This is a genomic window from Phyllobacterium trifolii (assembly GCF_014192095.1).
Classification (GTDB): domain Bacteria; phylum Pseudomonadota; class Alphaproteobacteria; order Rhizobiales; family Rhizobiaceae; genus Phyllobacterium; species Phyllobacterium trifolii.
This window is the reverse complement of the sequence record NZ_JACHXN010000035.1, coordinates 1-19,569: the sequence shown is the minus strand read 5'-3', so window position 1 is coordinate 19,569 and position 19,569 is coordinate 1. Positions and strand designations below refer to the sequence as shown.

The 19,569-nt window shown below is 58.3% G+C and carries 16 protein-coding genes and 1 pseudogene; 3 read left to right on the top strand and 14 right to left on the bottom strand.

Annotation, left to right across the window (positions count from 1 at the left end):
• Positions 1 to 172: 172 nt before the first annotated feature.
• The gene (locus FHS21_RS28550; protein ID WP_183665406.1) at positions 173 to 547 is read left to right on the top strand and encodes a VOC family protein; all 375 of its coding nucleotides are present in this window, start codon (positions 173 to 175) and stop codon (positions 545 to 547) included.
• Between the two features lie 240 nt (positions 548 to 787).
• On the opposite strand, the gene FHS21_RS28545 is transcribed toward FHS21_RS28550, so the two are convergent.
• From FHS21_RS28545 to FHS21_RS28500, 10 genes are all read right to left on the bottom strand, one after another.
• Positions 788 to 1,765, bottom strand: a complete 978-nt coding sequence (locus FHS21_RS28545) for a 3-hydroxyacyl-CoA dehydrogenase NAD-binding domain-containing protein (protein WP_183665404.1) — start codon at positions 1,763 to 1,765, stop codon at positions 788 to 790.
• A gap of 2 nt (positions 1,766 to 1,767) precedes the next feature.
• Entirely contained in the window at positions 1,768 to 2,712 is a 945-nt protein-coding gene (locus tag FHS21_RS28540; RefSeq protein WP_183665402.1) for a 3-hydroxyacyl-CoA dehydrogenase, read from the bottom strand.
• Positions 2,713 to 2,922: 210 nt separating this feature from the next.
• Positions 2,923 to 3,318 carry a cytochrome o ubiquinol oxidase subunit IV gene (gene cyoD, locus FHS21_RS28535; RefSeq protein WP_183665401.1) on the bottom strand — a complete coding sequence of 132 codons (396 nt, stop codon included), beginning with the start codon at positions 3,316 to 3,318 and terminating at the stop codon, positions 2,923 to 2,925.
• Positions 3,315 to 3,941, bottom strand: a complete 627-nt coding sequence (gene cyoC / locus FHS21_RS28530; protein WP_183665399.1) for a cytochrome o ubiquinol oxidase subunit III — start codon at positions 3,939 to 3,941, stop codon at positions 3,315 to 3,317. The genes cyoD and cyoC overlap by 4 nt, the downstream gene beginning before the upstream one ends.
• The gene (cyoB, locus tag FHS21_RS28525; RefSeq protein ID WP_183665397.1) at positions 3,938 to 5,923 is read right to left on the bottom strand and encodes a cytochrome o ubiquinol oxidase subunit I; all 1,986 of its coding nucleotides are present in this window, start codon (positions 5,921 to 5,923) and stop codon (positions 3,938 to 3,940) included. Before cyoB ends, cyoC begins: the two co-directional genes overlap by 4 nt.
• The gene (gene cyoA / locus FHS21_RS28520; protein ID WP_312879954.1) at positions 5,920 to 6,759 is read right to left on the bottom strand and encodes a ubiquinol oxidase subunit II; all 840 of its coding nucleotides are present in this window, start codon (positions 6,757 to 6,759) and stop codon (positions 5,920 to 5,922) included. The genes cyoB and cyoA overlap by 4 nt, the downstream gene beginning before the upstream one ends.
• Before the next feature lie 209 nt (positions 6,760 to 6,968).
• Positions 6,969 to 8,681 (bottom strand): thiamine pyrophosphate-dependent enzyme, encoded by a 1,713-nt coding sequence (locus FHS21_RS28515; RefSeq protein ID WP_183665393.1) that lies wholly within the window; start codon positions 8,679 to 8,681, stop codon positions 6,969 to 6,971.
• Between the two features lie 302 nt (positions 8,682 to 8,983).
• On the bottom strand, positions 8,984 to 9,295 hold the full coding sequence (locus FHS21_RS28510) for a hypothetical protein (RefSeq protein WP_183665391.1): 312 nt from the start codon (positions 9,293 to 9,295) through the stop codon (positions 8,984 to 8,986).
• Between the two features lie 810 nt (positions 9,296 to 10,105).
• Positions 10,106 to 10,663, bottom strand: a complete 558-nt coding sequence (locus FHS21_RS28505; protein WP_183665389.1) for a helix-turn-helix domain-containing protein — start codon at positions 10,661 to 10,663, stop codon at positions 10,106 to 10,108.
• A 203-nt stretch (positions 10,664 to 10,866) separates the two neighbouring features.
• Positions 10,867 to 11,535 carry a response regulator transcription factor gene (locus tag FHS21_RS28500; RefSeq protein ID WP_183665387.1) on the bottom strand — a complete coding sequence of 223 codons (669 nt, stop codon included), beginning with the start codon at positions 11,533 to 11,535 and terminating at the stop codon, positions 10,867 to 10,869.
• A 341-nt stretch (positions 11,536 to 11,876) separates the two neighbouring features.
• Here FHS21_RS28500 and FHS21_RS28495 point away from each other — a divergent pair, with 341 nt between their 5' ends.
• Positions 11,877 to 12,269, top strand: coding sequence for a response regulator transcription factor (locus FHS21_RS28495; RefSeq protein ID WP_183665385.1), 393 nt, complete (start codon positions 11,877 to 11,879; stop codon positions 12,267 to 12,269).
• Here the strand turns inward: FHS21_RS28495 and FHS21_RS28490 are convergent.
• From FHS21_RS28490 to FHS21_RS28475, 4 genes are all read right to left on the bottom strand, one after another.
• Positions 12,240 to 14,543, bottom strand: a complete 2,304-nt coding sequence (locus FHS21_RS28490) for a PAS domain-containing protein (protein WP_183665383.1) — start codon at positions 14,541 to 14,543, stop codon at positions 12,240 to 12,242. The genes FHS21_RS28495 and FHS21_RS28490 overlap by 30 nt on opposite strands.
• Positions 14,544 to 15,468: 925 nt before the next feature.
• Entirely contained in the window at positions 15,469 to 15,672 is a 204-nt protein-coding gene (locus FHS21_RS28485; RefSeq protein WP_183665381.1) for a DUF1656 domain-containing protein, read from the bottom strand.
• A complete protein-coding gene (locus tag FHS21_RS28480) occupies positions 15,669 to 16,616 on the bottom strand; it encodes an efflux RND transporter periplasmic adaptor subunit (protein WP_183665379.1) in 948 nt (315 codons plus the stop codon). Before FHS21_RS28480 ends, FHS21_RS28485 begins: the two co-directional genes overlap by 4 nt.
• Positions 16,616 to 18,571 (bottom strand): FUSC family protein, encoded by a 1,956-nt coding sequence (locus FHS21_RS28475; RefSeq protein ID WP_183665377.1) that lies wholly within the window; start codon positions 18,569 to 18,571, stop codon positions 16,616 to 16,618. Before FHS21_RS28475 ends, FHS21_RS28480 begins: the two co-directional genes overlap by 1 nt.
• Before the next feature lie 455 nt (positions 18,572 to 19,026).
• Between FHS21_RS28475 and FHS21_RS31045 the strand changes: the two are divergent.
• A pseudogene (locus tag FHS21_RS31045) lies at positions 19,027 to 19,311 on the top strand (transposase family protein); the annotation flags it as partial.
• Positions 19,312 to 19,569: the final 258 nt, after the last annotated feature.

The window sequence follows — 19,569 nt, the reverse complement described above, 5'->3', positions numbered from 1 at the left end:
ATCTGTTCCTTGCCATTGACGGCGGAGACATGCCATTAGAGTCTGAGACGCAAAGCGGCCGCGACACCCTGCTTTGCAGCGCAAGCAGCCATCGCCATTGCAAGGCGCGCAGCAGGCAGCAGCTCCGGTTGCCTCTCCGTCAGGCAGGCCTACACACTTCATTGGAGAACTCATGTTTGACCACGTCAAATTCGGCGTCAGCGACTATGCAGCGAGCAAAGCTTTCTTCCTCAAGGCACTCGAACCGCTCGGCATAGCTGTTGTCTCGGAGGGGCCGCCGACATACGGTGTCGAGCTCAGCCCAAAGGGTAAGGCTTCATTGTGCCTGTACCAAACCGATGAGAAGCCAGCGCATCTTCACTTGGCGTTTACAGCCGAGAATCGCCAGCAAGTCGAAGCTTTCTATCGCGCGGCTTTGGAGGCGGGTGGCAAAGACAATGGTGCGCCCGGTCTGCGCCCGCACTACCACGCGAACTATTATGCAGCTTTCGTCATTGGTCCGGACGGGCACAACATCGAAGTGGTTTGCCACGAACTCGAGGCCTAGCCCGTCCAATAGAGGGGACGCCCACAAGCGGGCGACACAACGATCATTCAAAGCATTATCACACAATCAATCTCTGTGGAGATGTCACGTTAACGGGGAATACTGCCTTTTACTCGTCAAGCAGAAAATCTTTTTACAATGAAATCAGATATTTAGCGATCTGCAAGACGCGGCGATGTGCCGCCAAAAGCGCTGTGCTGCGTTAACGTGACATCCCTCGCCGGCCAAGTTTGACGCCCTCTAGGCGACGCGGTCGCTTTGTCTCGACTGCGCGGCGTCTTCGGTCGCCTTGTTTCGCAATTCCAGAAGCCCAAGCAGGACTTCGTCCCGTTCAGCCGCCAAGTCGTCGATCGAGCGAGAGCCCACTTCGGCGTGAACGCCTGCGATCAACTTTTGCTGGAGCTCGAGGGTCAGTTCCGGTGAACCCAGGACCTTCCACCACGCCGTCATCGGACCGGTAAATTGCTGGAGGAAATGTTCCATGCCACCTTGGCCGCCACCGAGATGGTTGAGCAGCACCTGGCCCATGATGCCCCACCGCAGTCCAGGTCCCCAACTGAGCGCAGTGTCGACGTCAGCGACGCTGACAACGCCTTGGTCCACCAAATGATACACCTCCCGGGCAAGGGCAGCTTGCAGCCGATTGGCAACATGTCCCGGCACTTCCTTGTGCAGTCGAACGGTTCGCTTGCCCAGCGCGGTATAAAAATTAGAAGCGCGCCGAATTGTTTCTTCTGACGTCTTCGCACCACCGACAATTTCGACCAGCGGAATCAGATGGGGCGGATTGAACGGATGCGCAATGACGCAGCGTTCCGGATAAAAAGGGCAACCGGACTGGATTTCGCTCATCGTCAGGCCGGACGAACTCGACGCTATGACCACATCGGGCGGCAGCAGTTCGTCGAGCTGACCATAGAGCTTCTTTTTGAAATCGATCCGCTCTGGTCCGTTCTCCTGTACAAGATGGGCACCTTTTACAGCCTCTGCCAAATCGTCCGTAAAAACCAGCCGAAGCGGAGAGGCGCCAGAAGTGAGGCCCAGTCTTTCGAGCGATGGCCAGGCGTCATCAACGAAGCGCCTCAACGACGGCTCGGCGTGCGGCGCTACATCAGTTGCCACGACATCAAGACCCTTGGCCAGAAAGAGTGCCGCCCAACTCGCGCCGATGACGCCGGTGCCGATAATGGCAACTTGAGAAATGAGGTCGTTATCCATGATTAGTTCTCCTCTGAAGCGATTTCGGCGTATGCGACGCCGGACAGATTACCTTGGGCGAAGAGAAACGTGCGCTTCTCGGAGCCGTCGAGCTTTGCAGAATAGACCGAGCCACCGAGGTCGGTGATGAACATTCGGTTGCCGGGAACGTCGAGCGCGATGCCGATGCCCTCCATCAGATCGCCGAGGACAGGCTGAGGCGCGTGTTGATTTCTGGCCGGCGCATCGATTGAGGAGCGATTGACCGTGTTTCCAAGCGGCGGGTTGCCGCGGTCCGTCCAGTAGAGGACCCGGTTTTCGAGATCGAGTTCGAGGTCGATCGGTTCAGGCAGATTGTCCAACCATACTTCGACGTCCGTTCGCTTTGCGGCGTCCTCGCCGTTGGGTATGTCTATGCTCGCGCGGAGGATACGGCCGAGGCCGGAATTGTCCGCACCCTTCTGTGTCCAGTAGATTTGCCCACGCTCGGGGTCGATGGTGATTCCGACACACCACCGCGTGGCGTCACGGCTGTCGTTCTCGCCCTCACCTGTCTTGACCAGCGTCTCGACGTTGGTGCCATCGAGATTTGCACGCATCACCCGCATGCCTTCGCGGTCGCACCAGTAGAGCTTGCCGCTCCGCTTTTCGAGGTGAAGTTGCTTGGGGGTGTGCGTGACGCCCTGGGGGACGACGACCTTGCGACTGCTTCCGTCGAGATCGGCACGCTCGATGGAACCGTCGTTCAGGTTGGGAATTCCCATATTGGTCCAATAGATATGGCCTGCCTCGACATCGACCACGATGCCGTCGGGCAGATGACAATCGCTGACGATGACCCTTCGGTTAGAGCCGTCCGGACCCATCGAGTGAATGCGCCCTCCGCTCAGTTCGAGAACAAACAGCCGGCCAACCACGTGATCCTTCCCAGGCATTGATTTTGAATTCGTCGCAAAAGCGTCAGTCATGTCTTTCTCCTTTGAACGCTTGGCTCAAGGCCAAATAATGCTGCGGCATCTCCGCGTGGTCGCCCGCCGGTAACGCCATTACTTGCCCGATGCTGATTTCCCGGTTTTGATGAAGTTGGGAGGACGTTTTTTACCAGCGGGTCGATAGCCAGAAAGAGCTTGACCTCAACATGCCGAATAGAGAAGACAACCCCATCAGATCCTTCGGGATCAGTACTTCATTTGCATGTCCATCAGCTCTGCCGGGGGCATCATGCTGCCGTTCAAGTTGGCCATGATCACCAGCGAACCTGCCACGACCAACGTCACGATCAGTACGCCAAACGCGAGCGCAAGGACATTATTGGTGTTGTCCGGGCCGGTCGTGATGTGGAGGAAGAACACGACGTGGACTCCCATCTGTGCGATAGCGAGAACGGCAAGGCCAAGCGGGATACCCGGCGCCCAGAGCAGCGGCGTTGTAGCGACCCAGAACGAGGCCGCTGTAAGAACCACCGCGAGCATCATGCCAATGCTGTAGATGAGCAGGCCTGAGGATGTCGCTTCTTCGTTGTCGGTCAGCATCGACTGGTCGCCCGGGGCGCGATCGAAATGTTCTGTTGTCATGCGGCGACTCCCATCAGATAGACGACTGTGAACAGCCCGACCCAGATGATGTCGAGCGCGTGCCAGAACAGCGAAAAACACTGCAACCGGCGCAGCACCGGGGGGCGAAAGCCTTTCGATGCGACCTGCGCCATCATCACCACGATCCAGATCAGTCCTGCTGCAACGTGCAACCCGTGACAACCGACAAGGGCGAAGAAGGCCGAGAGAAATGCGCTGCGTTGAGGACTCGCGCCATGTGCGATCATGTCGGCGAATTCGCGGATCTCGAGAGCGAGAAATGCTGCTCCAAGCGCGAAGGTGAGCAAGGCAGTGACATATGTCGCAAGGCGTCGGCGCGAATTGACCGCCAATGCCATCAGCCCGCACGTGTAGCTCGAGGCGAGAAGACAGGCGGTTTCGATGGCAACTCTGCCCAGATTGAACAGCTCGGCGCCGTTCGGTCCGCCCGCGGTGGCATGCCGCAGGACGGCGTAGCCTGCAAACAGCGCCGAGAACATCACGATGTCGCTCAGCAGGAAGATCCAGAAACCGTAGGCAACGACGATCCGCTTCGGTGCTGGACCTGCTTCGCTTGCGCTCTGCGGCGTTTCCCCAGCGTCAATGGCGACGGTGACGTTCATATCGCGACCTCCGCCTTGTGAACCAGATCGAATTGGGCAACCTGCGCTGCCGGCACCTCGATCTCGTCCTCATCGCGAAAGGCGAAGATGAGTATCGCCAGGAACGTGCCTAGAAGTCCCAGCCCGGCCATCCACCAGATGTGCCAGACCAGCGCAAAACCAGCGACGACCGCGAAGAAGGCATTGACAAACCCGACTGGGGAATTTCTCGGCATTTCGATGGGTTCGTATTGCTGCTGGGGCACCGGTTGAGCTGGCTGTGCGCTGGCGCGTTGCTTCCCGACCCAATAGGTGTCCCGCTCGGCGACATGCGGCAGGACCGCAAAGTTCCAGGCAGGCGGCGGCGACGCCGTGGACCATTCCAAGGTACGGCCGTTCCACGGATCGCCGGTTACGCGAAGCAGATCGCGGTCGCGGATCGATACGACCAGCTGGACGATTTGGCAGACAATCCCGGCCAGAATGATGACGGCACCGATCGCCGCCACGATAAGCCATGGCTGCCAGGCCGGATTGTCGTAGTGCTGCATGCGCCGCGTCATGCCCATCAGTCCCAGCAGGTAGAGTGGCATGAAGGCGACGTAGAAGCCGATCAACCAGCACCAGAATGACCACCTGCCCCAGCGCTCGTCGAGCATGAAGCCGAACGCCTTGGGAAACCAATAGTTGTAACCTGCCATCACACCGAACACGACGCCGCCGATGATGACGTTATGGAAATGGGCGACCAGAAAGAGGCTGTTGTGCAGCTGGAAATCGGCGGGGGGCACGGCCATCAACACCCCGGTCATGCCGCCGATGACAAAGGTCACCATAAAGCCCAGCGACCATAGGACCGGCACCGTGAAGCGAACGCGGCCGCCATACATCGTGAACAGCCAGTTGAAGACTTTGACGCCTGTTGGCACCGCGATGATCATTGTCATGACGCCAAAGAAGCCATTGACGTCGGCGCTGGCGCCCATTGTGAAAAAGTGATGCAGCCAGACGAGGAACGAGAGGACGCAAATCGCCATCGTCGCGGCCACCATGGAGCGATAGCCGAACAGCGGCTTGCCCGAGAAGGTCGCGACGACCTCCGAAAAAACGCCGAACGCGGGAAGGATCAGGATGTAGACTTCCGGGTGCCCCCAGACCCAGAACAGGTTGACATACATCATCGCGTTGCCCTGCCCGTCGACCGTGAAGAAATGGAAGCCGAGATAGCGGTCGAGTAGCAGCATCCCCAAAGTAGCGGTCAGCACCGGAAAAGCTGCTACAATCAGCAGGTTCGCGGCGAGCGAGGTCCAGCAGAAGACGGGCATACGCATGTAGCCCATTCCCGGCGCTCGCAATTTCAGGATTGTGGTGACGAAATTTATACCCGTCAGCAGCGTGCCTACACCGGAGATCTGCAGTGACCAGAGATAGTAGTCGACGCCCACGCCAGGGGAGAATTGCAGTTCGCTGAGCGGGGGATAGGCGATCCATCCGGTCTTGGCGAACTCGCCAACGACCAGGGAGACGTTGATCAGCAGGACGCCTGAGGCTGTCAGCCAGAAGCTTACCGAATTCAGCGTGGGGAAGGCGACATCGCGGACGCCAAGCTGCAACGGCAGGACGAAGTTCATCAGGCCGATGACGAACGGCATCGCCACGAAGAAAATCATGATGGTGCCGTGTGCCGAGAAGACCTGATCGAAATGCTCCGGCGGCAGATATCCTTGCGCACCGCCGGCCGCGACCGCCTGCTGCGCCCGCATCATCATCGCATCGGCAAATCCGCGCAGCAGCATGACCAGCGCCAGCAGGAAGTACATGACACCGACCCGCTTGTGGTCGACGGACGTGATCCATTCGCGCCACAGATACGGAACATATCCCTTCAGGGTGACCCACGACAGGATGGCGACTATCGCCAGGACCATGAAGGCGCCCGCGCCCATGATAATGGGCTGGTCGAATGGAATGGCGCTCCACCCGAGCTTGCCAAGAAGGTTCATTTTTTTGCCCCTTGTGAAGCCAGATAGGTGAGTTGTGACGGGTTATGCGGCGGCATCGCGGCGCTCAGGATGCTGTTGAACAGATCGGGCGCGACGTCACGGTAGGTGGAGGGCGCAACCGCCTCGCTAGGCTTGGCCAGATCGGCATAAGCTTGCGCGTCGAGCAGCGGACCGGCTCTGCGCGTTGCAGTCACCCATTGCGGGAAGCCGTTGGTCGGCACTGCATCAACAGTGAAGCGCATGTCGGCGAAGCCATTCCCGCTGTATTGGGCCGACAGTCCCCGATATGTCCCAGGATGATCGGCCTGCAGTTGAAGGCGCGTCACCATCCCTGCCATGGTGTAGATCTGGCTACCGAGCTGCGGAACGAAGAAGCTGTTCATGACGCCTGAGGAGGTCAGTTCGAAGCTGACCGGAGTGCCAACCGGGACGGTCAATTGATTGACGCTTGCGATGCCCTGGTCGGGGTAGATGAACAGCCATTTCCAGTCTAGCGAGACCACCTGAACCCTGACAGGGTCGACTGCCGAGGCAATTGGCTTGCGCGGGTCGAGGTCATGTGCGCCGACCCAGGCAACGCCCCCAACCAGCAGCACGGTCATGGCAGGGATCGACCAGACGAGCATCTCGAGACGGCCCGAATACTCGAAATCGGGCATGTAGCGCGCGCGCAGGTTTGACGATCGAAACCAGAAGGCGACGCCGAGCGTGGCGAGGATCGTCGGGATCACGATCGCCAGCATGATGCCAAGCGAATTGAACAGAACCTGCCGCTCGGCGGAGGCGATGGGCCCGTGCGGGCTGAGCACACCATCCGAACAGCCTGCGAGTGTCACGGCGGCGATCGAGCTAGTAGCGAGCAGCCTAAACCGCGTATAAGCTCTGCCTTGACCTTGATGGAAATGCCACCGACCAACGGGCATTTTAACCGTCGGAGAACTGCGTGGAAAAGACCGACGACGCAAAGCACTGCACCAGATTCCGTATGCTGCTGGGCTACAGCCACAGAGCCGCATTTGTCGCCCGTCCGACCAGAGGATGCCAGTCAAAGGAAGTTTTCCTTCACCATTTCCCAAACATCCCCTCCCCGACCATGCAAAACGGCGCGAGCTGAATAAAGCGCCATGCCAACGGCTGGTGCCGCAGCCATGAATGGTGGCATGACCAGCTGCATTGGACTGACGTGCACATGCAGCAGTGCTGGCCCCGGTTGGGCAAGCCAGTCTTTGACGCTCGCTTCAAGTTCGTCCGCCTTGGAAACCGTTTGGCCCCAGAGGCCCAGTGCTCGCGCAACTTCAGCAAAGTTCGGGTTTTTCAGCCGCGTGAACGTATCGAGCATTCCTTCGGCCTTCTGCTCGATCTCCACGAAGCCAAGCTTGCCATTGTCATACACTGCAATCTTGATCGGCAGTTGCTCCTGGACCACGGTCATCAGGTCACCGAAAAGCATTGATAGCCCGCCATCGCCGGCCAGACAGATAACCTGACGGCCTGGCTGAGACTTCTGCAACCCAAGGGCCGACGGCATGCCGCCGGCCATGGTTCCATGCAGGAGACTGGCAAACGTGCGACGCTGACCATTGGTTTCGATATAGCGAACAAGCCAAGCGGCCGGTGTGCCATCGTCCGAAGAAAACACCGCGTCCTTCGCGGCATGGCGGTTGATCACTTCGGTCAGATAGGTTCCAGGAATACTCCCGTCGTGACCCGCCACAGCCTTCGCCTTTTCCGATTCCCTGGCTTTGGCGTAGCGCCGCACGTATTGGTCACGGAAGGAGGAGTCAGTGCGCTCGACCAGCTTCGGGAGCAACGCTTCCAGGGTTGCTCTCACATCGCCGACAACACCCTTTGTGATTGGATGCCGTCGCCCGAGGTGTGTTGGGTCGATATCGATCTGAACAATTTTCGCCTTGTCGGGATAGAACTGCCGCCAGGCGAAATCGGCCCCAAGAAGTAGCAGCGTGTCGCAGTCCAGCAAGGCGTGATATCCGGCCTCATTGCCCAGCATGCCGGTCATCCCAACGTTGTAGGGATTGTCAAACTCCAGAAAGTCTTTGCCGCGCGAGGTATGAGCGATTGGGGCCTTTATCTTTTTGGCAACCGCTAGGATTTCCTGGTGTGCCCCCTGGCAGCCCGATCCTGCATAAATGGCAATGTCCCCGCCGTTGGTGAGTATATCGGCGATTTCGTCGAGATCAGCATCGCTCGGTCGAACAACGGGTTCTGAAACGTGAACTGCGTAAGGGATGTCATCGTGTACTGTTGACGCGGAAACGTCCGCTGGCACGATGAGAACAGCGACACCACGTTTCGCCAAAGCGGTCTGGCAAGCGATGACGGTTTTGCGTCGCGCCTGCTCCGGCGTATAGATCATGTCGCAGAAAACGCTGCAACTTTTGTAGATCTGCTTGAAGTCGACTTCCTGGATGAAATCGAAGCCCAACTCATCGCGAACGATCTGGCTTGCAATGAGAATGACCGGCGCGCGGTTTCGGTTTGCTTCAAAGATCCCGTTGATGAAATGCAGGCTGCCAGGCCCACAGCTTCCGGCCACGGCCGTCAAGTGACCCGTCAGTTGTGCCTCGGCCTGTGCGGCGAAGGCGCCCGCCTCTTCGTGCCTCACCGACACCCACTCTATCTTGCTTCGTTCGAGCGAACGCGCGATCAGATTGAGCGTGTCACCCACGATGCCGTAACAATGTTCGACGCCTGCGCTCTGCAGCGTTTCAACGATGATTTCTGCTACCTGTTTGCTCATTGGCGCCCAACTCCTGGTGAGACCGTTTCAGGGTCTCAATATGTGGTTTCCCTGATGGCTGATCTTGTTTCGGACTGCGAGGACTTGTATCGGATTGCTCCGATCGTTCGGCGAAGACAGCCTCACCAAGTTTCGCCTACGGCAATAGGATGCGAGTTCCATCCAGTCGACAAACCAAATCCACGTGGCCGGTACGCGGCGAGTAGGCTTTCCCTGCTCTGCTCTGCCCTGGTGTGAGGTCTCGACAGATTGTCCAGCCGGTCTTGAGCAAGGAAGATGGGGTTTCGAACCCTAAAGCCTGCTCAGCAACGGCGAAGCTTCATCGCGATGCCATCGGCGTGTTGCAGTGGACGATCAAGGGGTTGGGTCGGATAGGCGAGGCGCGCGATACCGAGCGCCGTGGCGCTCGTATGAGGTCGATCGCGCCGTTGGGGATATGCGGGCCGGGAACCAGCACCATGCAGGGAGAGAGAGCGATGAGCGACTGAGCATGCGACTGCTGCAATCGGCTGCTGCTGCAGCACAAAGCGGCTGGACAAACGGATTGTCGCTAGCCGCGCCAGCCAGCGGAAGATCAGGGTGTTCGCCCCGGCGCTCGCGGCGATCAGTAGCAAACTTGCGCGTCCAACGCGCCGAGGATGACACCAAGCGAGGCAGCGCCGTGGCTGCGAAGAGTACGAAGCATAGCGTAGAGGCGGAGAGTAGACACTGACCGACGCGAGCGCAAGATACGTGGCCGCGACAGGCAACTTACCGTCGTAACCTGTTTGATCATTTGCATGACCGCCGCCACCTAGCGCATGTTCACACGAAGCGAGTCGCCTGCACGATTCGTAACAGGGGCACGCCCTCAATCTCGACGGTGAGGTTGCCCCAAACAGGCAAATTGCTCAACGGCGCTCCCAGGTTTCGGCAGCAATGACGGTCTGTTCAGTTCAGTGGTCTGACCATTATCGAAGAGAAGCGCGGCTGCGCGATAGTGTCCTACGCCGTTCGGGCGTTGTCGGGACCGCTCGCTCAGACTCAGCTCGAAAGGACCGAACAGAATCCTGGCTGCGCCTGGCGCAATAGGCGCCTAGCCAAAATTGAGTGTCAATAAACACCTTACTAGACCAGCCAGGTATCAATCGAAAAGCGCCTTCTTCTGAGCGCCAATGGGTCGGACGAGGGCGCATCAACAATTCATATGGAACCGAAGCTCAAGGCCCCTGCTTGGCTGCCCTGCTATCGAGCCACATGCCAATCGCTGCGCCCGCGATCTTTCGGGCTCGCAAGCATACGTTTGAAAAACGCTCGCCGAGCGCTACAACAGACGTGATGTACGGAGCGCTATGGCATTCAGACGCAGTTGGCCCGGCGCAACCGGGCGGCGGAGCCGGGTTGCGGTGCACGCTTTTCCGATTTGGCCCCGCCGCGCATGGAAGTCAGCGGCGCACTGGAGTCTCGCGTTCGCGCCGCCACTTAGCTGGGCTTTGGGCAAAGGCCTGCCTGAAAAGCTTGGACAAATGTGCCTGGTCAGAAAATCCGACGCTCAGAGCGATTTCGCTCAGCGATGCTGAGCTGGTCAGCATCAGGTGACAGGCTTCCTCGAGCCGCCGCCTCACGACGTAGGCGTGCGGCGGTTCTCCGAACGCTCGTTTGAACGAGCGTGAGAAGTGCGCCGTGCTTCGCCGCGCGACGGCACTGAGGTCGCTGGCGTGAATGGTCCGATGCAGGTTCATGTCGATGAAGTATCGGACACGCGCTATCTGCCAACCGGCCAATCCGCCCGTCCTAAAGCCTTGGGCGGCGTTTGAACGGCGCTCGATCTCCGACTGGAGGATGGACGACGCGGTGGCCAGCGATGTCTTTGCCGCCTCCTGATCATGCTCGAGCTCGGTTTTGGCTGCTTCAAGGAGCAGCGCGAGGCTGTTTGCCAGGGAACCAAACTCGAAATCGGTTTGAGACGAAACATCGGCGTCCTCGCTGTATCGTCTTTCCATATCGAACCCTCGTCAAACATTTCGTGCCGGGACAAATTTTCTGTGTTGGCTCTCAAAGAGAAACAAAACACGGTCTCGGCCGGGTGACGTAGAGTTTGATGATTTGGAATGCCGTGATCTATTGCACGCAGGTAGCGCGGAATAGCATCATGGTTTTACCGCGCTGAACTTTAGTTTACACGCGAAGCACGGCAGATCGTATGCTAGCGGACCACCACTGCTAATGTGGCTTCGGTTGCGCAGCGTTGGGGCTCCTCGGCTACCAGTTGCAGCTTTTCCGCCATTCGGATGAACGCGAGAAGCGAATGGGCGTTCATCTTTCGCATCAGACGGCTGCGGTGCACCTTCACGGTGGCTTCTGCGATGCCAATATCACCGGCAATCTGTTTGCTGAGGCGACCGCGGGCAACCTGAATCATGATCTCGCGCTCCCTGGGGCTCAGCGACGCGAAGCGCTCCCTGAGAGCGACCAGAGCCTCTTCATTCTCCCGCCGGGCACGATCGCGAGAGAGTCCCAGCTGAATGGCGTCGAGGAGCTCCTGATCGCGGAACGGCTTGGTCAGGAAATCAATGGCACCGCCCTTCATCGCTTGCACCGACATGGGAACATCGCCATGGCCCGTGATGAAGATGATTGGTATCTCCTGGTTCGTCATGGCGAGCTCACGTTGAAGATCAAGGCCGCTTGCGCCCGGCAATCTGACGTCGAGCACCAGGCAAGTGGGACCATTTGGCGGGTCGGACTCAAGAAACTCGGAGATGGACGCAAACAGCTGAGCATCAAGGTCGAGCGACCGTAACAGACGCCCGATCGAGGCTCGCAGGGCTGGATCATCGTCGATGACCAAGACGGTAGAATGCGCGTCTGACATCGCTGCTCACAATAAAGGGCAGGCAAATGAGCCTGTCTCGGTTGGAGAGGTTCGCGTGACCCCTCTATCCCGAGCTTAGTCCCGATCAATGGACGTGAATAGTCTCATTCTCCGTCAGGGATGCGCCGCGGGCGTAAACGAAAGTTTATGCGGCTCAACCATCCGCTTGGCGGCATTCTGGCGTGCTGCTGCGGAATTCGCGTCCCGGTATAAGCCAAAGTTTATAGACACTGGTATTGCTCCAGCATCACTTTTGGGCGCAACCTACCATTCGCATGCTGGTGCGGTGGCGTTGTCGGCGCGCGCCCGCGTCGCAGGTCGTGCACACTTCCGGAGCACACATGGCGACGGTGTCGTTGGTCTCGGTCGTCGAGGACGATCAGTTCTTTCGCGAATCCATGAGGAGGCTCATGCGATCGCTTGGCTACGACGTTGCGACCTTCTCGTCGGCGGCCGATTTCCTCGCATCGTTTCATCTCGCCGAAACCGCCTGCCTGATCGCTGACGTCCATATGCCAGCGATGAGCGGGTTCGAGCTTTATGAACACCTCATCGAGCAGGGTTACGCGATTCCGACGATCCTCGTTACTGCCTACCCCGACGACGTTGATCACGCCCGCGCTATGAACAACGGGATCGTTTGTTACCTTCGTAAGCCGTTTGATGAGCGGCATCTGGTACGGTGTCTTCGTGCGGCTCTCCGGTCAGGCGGGCCGAGTGGCGAGAATTTGTGAGTTCCTTGCGCAGGGCAAGGAGAATCGGAGCACGGCCCCACCTGATGCAAACATGTCTGCCCACAGCCGGCCCCCGTGGGCATCGATGATCGACCGCGATATCGACAATCCCATCCCTACGCCACCCGACTTCGTGGTGTAGAAAGCCTGGAAAACCTGATCGAGATGGTCCGGATCAATGCCCGGTCCCGAATCGCGTACGGACACGAGAACGCCGCACGTCTGGGTTTGCTCGGTGATGATCAATAGCTCCCGTCGCCCTGCCCCGGCCGTGCTCATGGCTTCGACCGCGTTCAGGATCAGGTTCAACACGACTTGTTGCAGTTGAACACGATCCCCCTCGATGGGAACCAGCGCCTCCGCCAAATGAGTTCGGACCGAGACTCCATTGGTGGTGATTGCGCTTCGCGTCAAACCGATCACTTCGTCGATCGCCTTGTTCAGATCGAAACGAGACTTGCGAGGCGGCGCTTTCTTGATGTGATCCCGGATACGGTCGATGATTTCGCCGGCTCGGTCGGCATCGTCGACGATACTGGCGAGCGCTTCGCGGATTTCGCCCAGATCCGGTGGATTTCTGTCCAGAAAGTGCATGGCCGCACGAGCGTTATTGCGCGCCGCGGCAATGGGTTGCGTAATTTCGTGGGCAAGTGAGGCAGTCAGCTCTCCCATGACACTCAGGCGGTTCACATGCGCCAGATCCGACTCCAGCTGACGCAACTTCTCATGCTCTGCCTGCGCGTGCATGAGTCCTGTCACGTCGCTGCCGGTGCCGCGATAGCCACGGAATTCTCCATTGGCGTCAAACACTGGCTTGCCGCTGGCCTTCACGTATATGGGAGAGCCGTCACGGCGAGCGGCGCAATAGACGAAGTCACGAAACGGTTGGCGTGAATCGAGGGTAGCCTGCATCTGCCGCCATTTCTCCGGTTCGGTTTCAAGGTCGAGAGCGCTATCCCAACTCGTTGTACCGATTCGATCGGACCAATCTGAATCAAACGCATTCTCTGTCAGCAGCATAAACTTATAGTCCGGACCGATTTCCCAAAACCAATCGGAGGCACTTTCGGCGTAGTCGCGGAATTTCGCTTGGCTCTCCAGCAATGCTTGCTCGGCGCGCTTGCGTTCCGTCACGTCGATCTGTGTGGCGACGACCTCGACAAGCTCCCCGCTCGCGGAAAACACAGGTTCCCCGATTGATTCGATGTGTTTGACCGTTCCATCAGGCAGTAGGATTCTGTAGCCGTGCGAGTAGCCTCTTTGGTCACTGAACGCGAGCTGAATCGCTGCAAGCACTCGGTCCCGGTCGTCTGGGTGAAGCCGTTCGGCAATCATTTCGAGGCTTGGAAGACCCAGCGTCGGACTAAATCCCCAGATGCGGTAAGCCTCCTCCGAAAAATAGAGGATCTTCGATTTGTTGACGGCCGTCGCACCGCTGTGACTCAGCCTCTGTGCTTCGGCCAGATGGGCTTCGCTGCGGCGCAGCAGGTCTTCGGCCTTCTTGGCAGCATCAATGTCGACAGACAAGCCGTACCACTGGACGATGTGCCCCTGTCCCTCGCGCAAAGGTTCACCACGCGTATGGTGCCAACGGAACTCGCCATCCGCCCGGCGCAGACGGTTCACAGCCTGGTACGAAGTTCCGGTCTGAATTGCGTGAGAGAAAGCCCTTGCAGTTTCTGGAAAATCGTCAGGATGCAGGAAGGCCTCCCAACCGCCATGCTTGAAGTCCTCGAATCGCATGCCGCTATAGTCCAAAAGGCGCTGATTGAGTTGGGTCGGCTCGCCGGCGGGGTCCGTTGACCAGAGGAGGCTTGGTACCGTTTCGAAGATTTGACGGAGCTTGTATTCGCTTTCCCGCAGGGCTTCCTCGACCCTTGTCCGATCATCGATGTCGATCAGGACGCCGTACCAGCGGAGCACGGTGCCATCACTTGCCCGCAGTGGTTTCCCGCGTACATTGAACCAGCGATATCGGCCGTCCGCTCCGCGAAATCTGCAGACCACATCGTGAGGATTTGCAGTTTCAAGATTTTCGAGCCAGCTCCGCACCTTGAATGCGCTGTCCTCAGGGTGGACTCTTTCCGCCCATCCCCAACCAACGATTTCGCCAAGCGGTGCGCCAAAATATTGGAGCATGCGCTTGTTGACGAATTCAATATCGCCCTTGGGCGCAGCGCGCCACACGTACGCCGGAATCGTCTCCACCAACAGGCGAAGCTCTTGCTCGCCGCTCAAAAGTGCTTCCCCAGCTCCCTCACCGTCCTTTGACATAGTTCACTCCATGGCCGCCTACAGATTCGGACCTGTCTTTTTCGGAGACGCCATGTCGCAGAGCATCGCTGCCGCCTCGGCAAAGGTCCCGCGGTCATCTTACCCCCTGCCCGAGACGGACCATGTCGTTCCTCTTTCGGACGATTGGCGAAGCTACCGCGAGACTCGCCTCTACCGTCGTGTTGTTCGTCGTTCGATCCTCGGTTGCCGCCCGCAGCGAAGTGGTGCAACATCAATGCGCGACGCGATGACGATAAAGCAAATCTCCGAGCGACGAAACTAGGCTCTGGATTCAACTATGAAACGAGTGGCGCATCCGGGACCCGAGCGGAGCGGTAAGGTCGCACATGGACATCCATTCGAGTCCATTAAAATAATGGGCAGAGTGTTGGAAACGGATATCAGCAATGTCATCATTTAGAACAGTCGAATTGGCTACTAGTGGCAACATTTCCAAGCCTGGAGTTTGAAAATAGTCAAACTTTTAATCAAATTGGATTGTAAAGCCACGCATGCAGAGCCAGCCAAGGCTTAAGCAAATTTTCTTCCTTCACTGACGTTCCAGCCTCGCCCTTTACGAAGGGAACCAACAGAACCCTGGCTGCACTCGGTGTGCCTGGTTGCTTAACCGCCATGACGGGCCCCGCCAAAACCGGGGCGACAAGCTCTTCGCCCGTCTGGCGCAAAAGACGCCTAGCCAAATTGTGGGGCAATCGAAACCTTACTAGACCAGCCCAGGTATAATCGAAGACGTCTTCTTATCTGGGCGCCGAGTGTATAGTCCAAAAGGGCCCTGACTTGCTTGTTAACAGGTGTTCTGAACTGTTGATCGTTTTACCCAACGCGGTGCGGTGACCCCCGGAGCGTGTCATCTGAAGGATTCAGCGCGATTAACTGCGGTGCTGGACGGCGTTCCGGCTGCCGCTTAGTTCCAAAACACCACGAGGGAACCGAGGATGCAAACGTAGATTGCCGCTTCGGCAAGCGGAGGATTGGCGAACATCCACCTCAGCCCGAGGCGGCCGACGGCAAATCTGACTGCGAGCAGGATGACTAATGCCAGAAAGAGATACCGTACGAAGGGGTCGACCAAGACGCCGCCAAGATCGATATCGGTTTGCGCCCTCATAGGAGCCGCTCCATCAGTTGGCTAACCCAGAGAGTAGAGCTTCCAGCTCCGAGTGTCGATCCTGAACCTTCCCTTCCTACAACCGACGCGCTACAGGTCATTCCCGCAATCAGTGGCACCCCTTGCGGCACTTGGTCAATCCTGATGCGCACTGGAATTCGCTGCGCAAGACGAACCCAGGTGAATATCGGATCGACGTTAGGCAGGCCTTGTGTGCTGCTTGCGGCGTTCGCGGCGCTGATGCCACCGGTAATGCTTTCAACGGTTCCTCTGATCGGCGCATCGTACCCTAGCAGCTTCGCTTCGACGGGGTCACCCACATGTATCCTGGCGAACTTGGTTTCCTCAAAATACGCATCGATCCAGTACGAGTGTTCATCGATCACCGACACGTTGGAAGAGCCGGTTTGAGCGAAATCGCCGACGCGCATCAGGAGATTCGTTACGTATCCGTCGACCGGAGAGCGTACTTCTGTTCTTTGAAGGTTGGTCTCCGCTTGAGAGAGCGAGGCCTTGGCGCTCGCAACGGTAGCCGCGGCCATCTCCGCTGAGCCGTCGAACGTCTGCTTCTCCTCAATCGAGCTGAACGATGTGGACAGAGTCTCACGGCGACCGGCCTCGGCCTTCTTGACAGCGAGGTCAGCCTCACTGCTTAGGACAGCCGCCTTCGCGGTATCCAGCGCCACCTGAAAATCGAACTTGTCGATGACGTAAAGCACGTCTCCCTTATGGACATGCTGATTGTCGTAGATTCGCACGTCGACGATCTGTCCCGAAACCTGCGGCGCAACGTTTGCGACCTGCACGCGCACCGTGCCGTCGCGTGTCCATGGCGACGTCACATAAATCGTCCACCCGGCCCTTGCGGCAACCAGCGCTGCAACGACGAGCGCGCCCGTGGCGAGATATCGCAGGACATTGGTAGCGAATCGCCTTCTTCTCATTACACGCGCCACAAACCGTCTCCCAAGTTGTAGTCGCAGAAATGTCGTATCAGGAGCCGCTCATCTTCCAGCACCAAACCGGTAGCCCAGAGATCTGTGGCAGCGGCTATGAGGGGCTCATGAGACGCGGCTTGCCTGCCGCCCGTACGCCGAAGAATTGACCGCGCCGCCGCATAAAGCCGCCGGCTGTTGCCGGATTGCAGGACCCGCTGCAATGCGCCAATCCCTGAGCGGATTGCCGGGTCGTCCGAGGTCTGATTCAGATGAAGGTGGGCCGACGCCGCAGCAAGCGACAGGTCGTTGGTCGCAAGGAGGGCCCTAAGCACGTGTGGGCGTGATCCTCGCCCCGGGGCAGTCGCACCAACATAATCTGCGACCCGCGCTGCCAACGCGAAACCCAGTGCGGGCAAGCTTTCCTCGTCGCCGGACACAGATGCCGCCAAAGTCCGTTTTGTCGCCCTGACAGCCGCAAGCTGCCTGTCGAGGTCGGACACCGGCCAGACCAACCGCGTTGCCAACAAGACCACGCAGAGCGCGAACGCCACGAAGATGCATTCGAAGAAGAAGTTCAGCGGATTGTAAGGTTGGGGATTGGATGGCGCGAGCAGGACCAAGAATAAAACGTTCATGATCGTGCCGATCCCGGCGATCTGCGGCCGCACGCTTAACAAACAACCGAAGATCAGGATCGGGGCCACGGCGATGGCGAGACGAACGAAGTCTTGCGATTCCGTCAGAATGTAGAACTGCACAAAACCGGCGCTTGCTGCGGCGATCGGGAACGCAACGATGGCTCCGATCGCGAGTTTCGATGGGCTTTGCGCTGTGGTGCTCAGCGCACACAAGATCGCTGTTATGGTCAGGGCCGCAACCGAGGCCGGCCATCCTGCCAGTACAAGGAATATCGCGCAGGCTGACAGAGCAACACCAACGCGAAACGCGTTTCTTCCGGCGAAGAAGAATGCCTTGGTGTCACGCAGCCGCACGTCGCGAGCTGGTGGCCGCCCTTCCCGCAATGACCACATGCCATCATCGTACAGGCCTTTCGATTCGACAAAGCGAATCGCCTGCTGAACCTGCGCAACCGCACCCACGACGATATTTTGGCGCGACAGTTCCGACTCACGCAGCCTTGATAGAAGCGTCGACGCCTCCAATTCTTCATCGTCGAGTGCGGCCAAACACTGAGCCCTGACCGAGACAGCTATGGGGTCTTCACACTTGGACAGGCTTAGCCGACGAAGCACATAAACCATCTCAAGGAGCGCCATCATCGCGCTGCGTGCACCTGCTGCCCGATGCCGGCCGTCAGCCATGTCGTGACCGACTACATCGATATCTTCCCTTAAACCGGCTATCTGCGACAGCAGCGCGCCGGCCGTTTCGGGATTATCCTCACCTTTGCTCAACACCCCGCGCGCATACTCACGGACGTCGCGCCAGATGTCGCTTATCTTGCGATCCAGGCCGGACCAAACCGGCGGCGAACCGAAGACGTCGTTGATAATCGTCACGCAAAGGATACCGATCGTTATCGCCGCCACACGATCTGTCATGGTTGTGAACACGTTTTGCGGAGTATCGATGTTGGCCACGGTAATGATCCCTACCGTATAACCGGACAAGACCGCGGCGTAGGCGCGATAGCCGCGCAGGTAGCTTGCCGCAAAGACGCAGATGCACATCCAGCAAATGAACGATAGCAACAGGCCGAGCGGTTCGCCGGGAAAAAATCCAGCAATAACGATCGACATGGTCGCACCGATGAAGGTCGCCGCTAGCCGGTGCGCCGCTTTTGACAGCGCGGCACCGCGGGTTGGCAGCGCCAGAATCGCCACTGTGACCGCCGCGGAGGATGCGCCTCCCAGTTGCAGCCAGAACGCTGCATAGAGCGCGATCACCGCCGCCAGCCACGTCCGCAGGGCATATGCCCAGATGTGAACCGGTATCCTCATTTTCGATCGCGATTTGTTGCTTTGATCTAGCCCCCTCCCATCTGCCGCTGAAACAGAGAGCAAGGAGCGTTGCCTGCGTAAAGATCTATCCGAACCGGCCGCCGGTTGATTTGATGGCCATGCCTCCGCTTGTCTATTTCTGCTGCAAGTCGGAGGCGATGCGCGCTCCCGGAGCTCCGGGCACGAAAAACGCCATCCGGAACGTCGGCCCACCGATCGTTAGGACGTATGGTGCTCAAGGATTGAGGTTGGTGACGGAGTAGGTAGGAATAGTGCAACCCTGACTCGACTGTGGTCGGCGCGAGAACATACACCTCCTCGCCGTGCGCCTCCGTGAGAACCAGTTTCCCCCTCGGACCTGAAGGAGCCATAAACAACGCCGACAGCCAAGCCCATGAAGAGGGAGACGAAATAGCTGGCCGCCGGGCTTCTACTCCTGAGGGTGCAAACTATGCTACGGGGCGGCCAACAGACAGATTGGGCTAACCGTCTGCGATCATCGCCAGCATAAACGTATCAACAATCGGGCGGAGAATTCCCATCAGCCGATACGACGACGGGGGGCGATTATGAAGCGCTTCAAACCACCCGCGCAGCTTCAACGATTTGTTTCCATCCATGATCCCATTGCCAACCTTTACTGCTTTCCTCGCACTACCTTCATTTCAAACGATCATCGCGAACTTCGTCATGCTGCAATGACCGCGTGGCGTGAGATCACATGCGTGAGCAAAGCTTAAATCTACCATCAACGACGGACAATGTGTTTGAGCAATATCGGCCACAAGTTAAGGTTACAGTGCCCTAGGCATCAGCGTTGATGAAGCCTGAGAACTACCTGTTTACTGGAGCACTATGATTCCGCGTTCGAAACCTGCCCCCGGCGCTCAGCATGGCGAGATTACTTCGACGTTAAATTGGGTCGCCCCGGTTTGGCGTCACCTAATACGAAGATGTGGCTCACTCTTCATCAGGTCAGCCACAAACTCGACGAAGAC

Bases quoted from the DNA above. Each gene is read 5' to 3' on its own strand.
- FHS21_RS28550 (WP_183665406.1), top strand. From the start codon at position 173: ATGTTTGACCACGTCAAATTCGGCGTCAGCGACTATGCAGCGAGCAAA.
- FHS21_RS28545 (WP_183665404.1), bottom strand. From the start codon at position 1,765: ATGGATAACGACCTCATTTCTCAAGTTGCCATTATCGGCACCGGCGTC.
- FHS21_RS28540 (WP_183665402.1), bottom strand. From the start codon at position 2,712: ATGACTGACGCTTTTGCGACGAATTCAAAATCAATGCCTGGGAAGGAT.
- cyoD (WP_183665401.1), bottom strand. From the start codon at position 3,318: ATGACAACAGAACATTTCGATCGCGCCCCGGGCGACCAGTCGATGCTG.
- cyoC (WP_183665399.1), bottom strand. From the start codon at position 3,941: ATGAACGTCACCGTCGCCATTGACGCTGGGGAAACGCCGCAGAGCGCA.
- cyoB (WP_183665397.1), bottom strand. From the start codon at position 5,923: ATGAACCTTCTTGGCAAGCTCGGGTGGAGCGCCATTCCATTCGACCAG.
- FHS21_RS28515 (WP_183665393.1), bottom strand. From the start codon at position 8,681: ATGAGCAAACAGGTAGCAGAAATCATCGTTGAAACGCTGCAGAGCGCA.
- FHS21_RS28505 (WP_183665389.1), bottom strand. From the start codon at position 10,663: ATGGAAAGACGATACAGCGAGGACGCCGATGTTTCGTCTCAAACCGAT.
- FHS21_RS28500 (WP_183665387.1), bottom strand. From the start codon at position 11,535: ATGTCAGACGCGCATTCTACCGTCTTGGTCATCGACGATGATCCAGCC.
- FHS21_RS28495 (WP_183665385.1), top strand. From the start codon at position 11,877: ATGGCGACGGTGTCGTTGGTCTCGGTCGTCGAGGACGATCAGTTCTTT.
- FHS21_RS28490 (WP_183665383.1), bottom strand. From the start codon at position 14,543: ATGTCAAAGGACGGTGAGGGAGCTGGGGAAGCACTTTTGAGCGGCGAG.
- FHS21_RS28485 (WP_183665381.1), bottom strand. From the start codon at position 15,672: ATGAGGGCGCAAACCGATATCGATCTTGGCGGCGTCTTGGTCGACCCC.
- FHS21_RS28480 (WP_183665379.1), bottom strand. From the start codon at position 16,616: ATGAGAAGAAGGCGATTCGCTACCAATGTCCTGCGATATCTCGCCACG.
- FHS21_RS28475 (WP_183665377.1), bottom strand. From the start codon at position 18,571: ATGAGGATACCGGTTCACATCTGGGCATATGCCCTGCGGACGTGGCTG.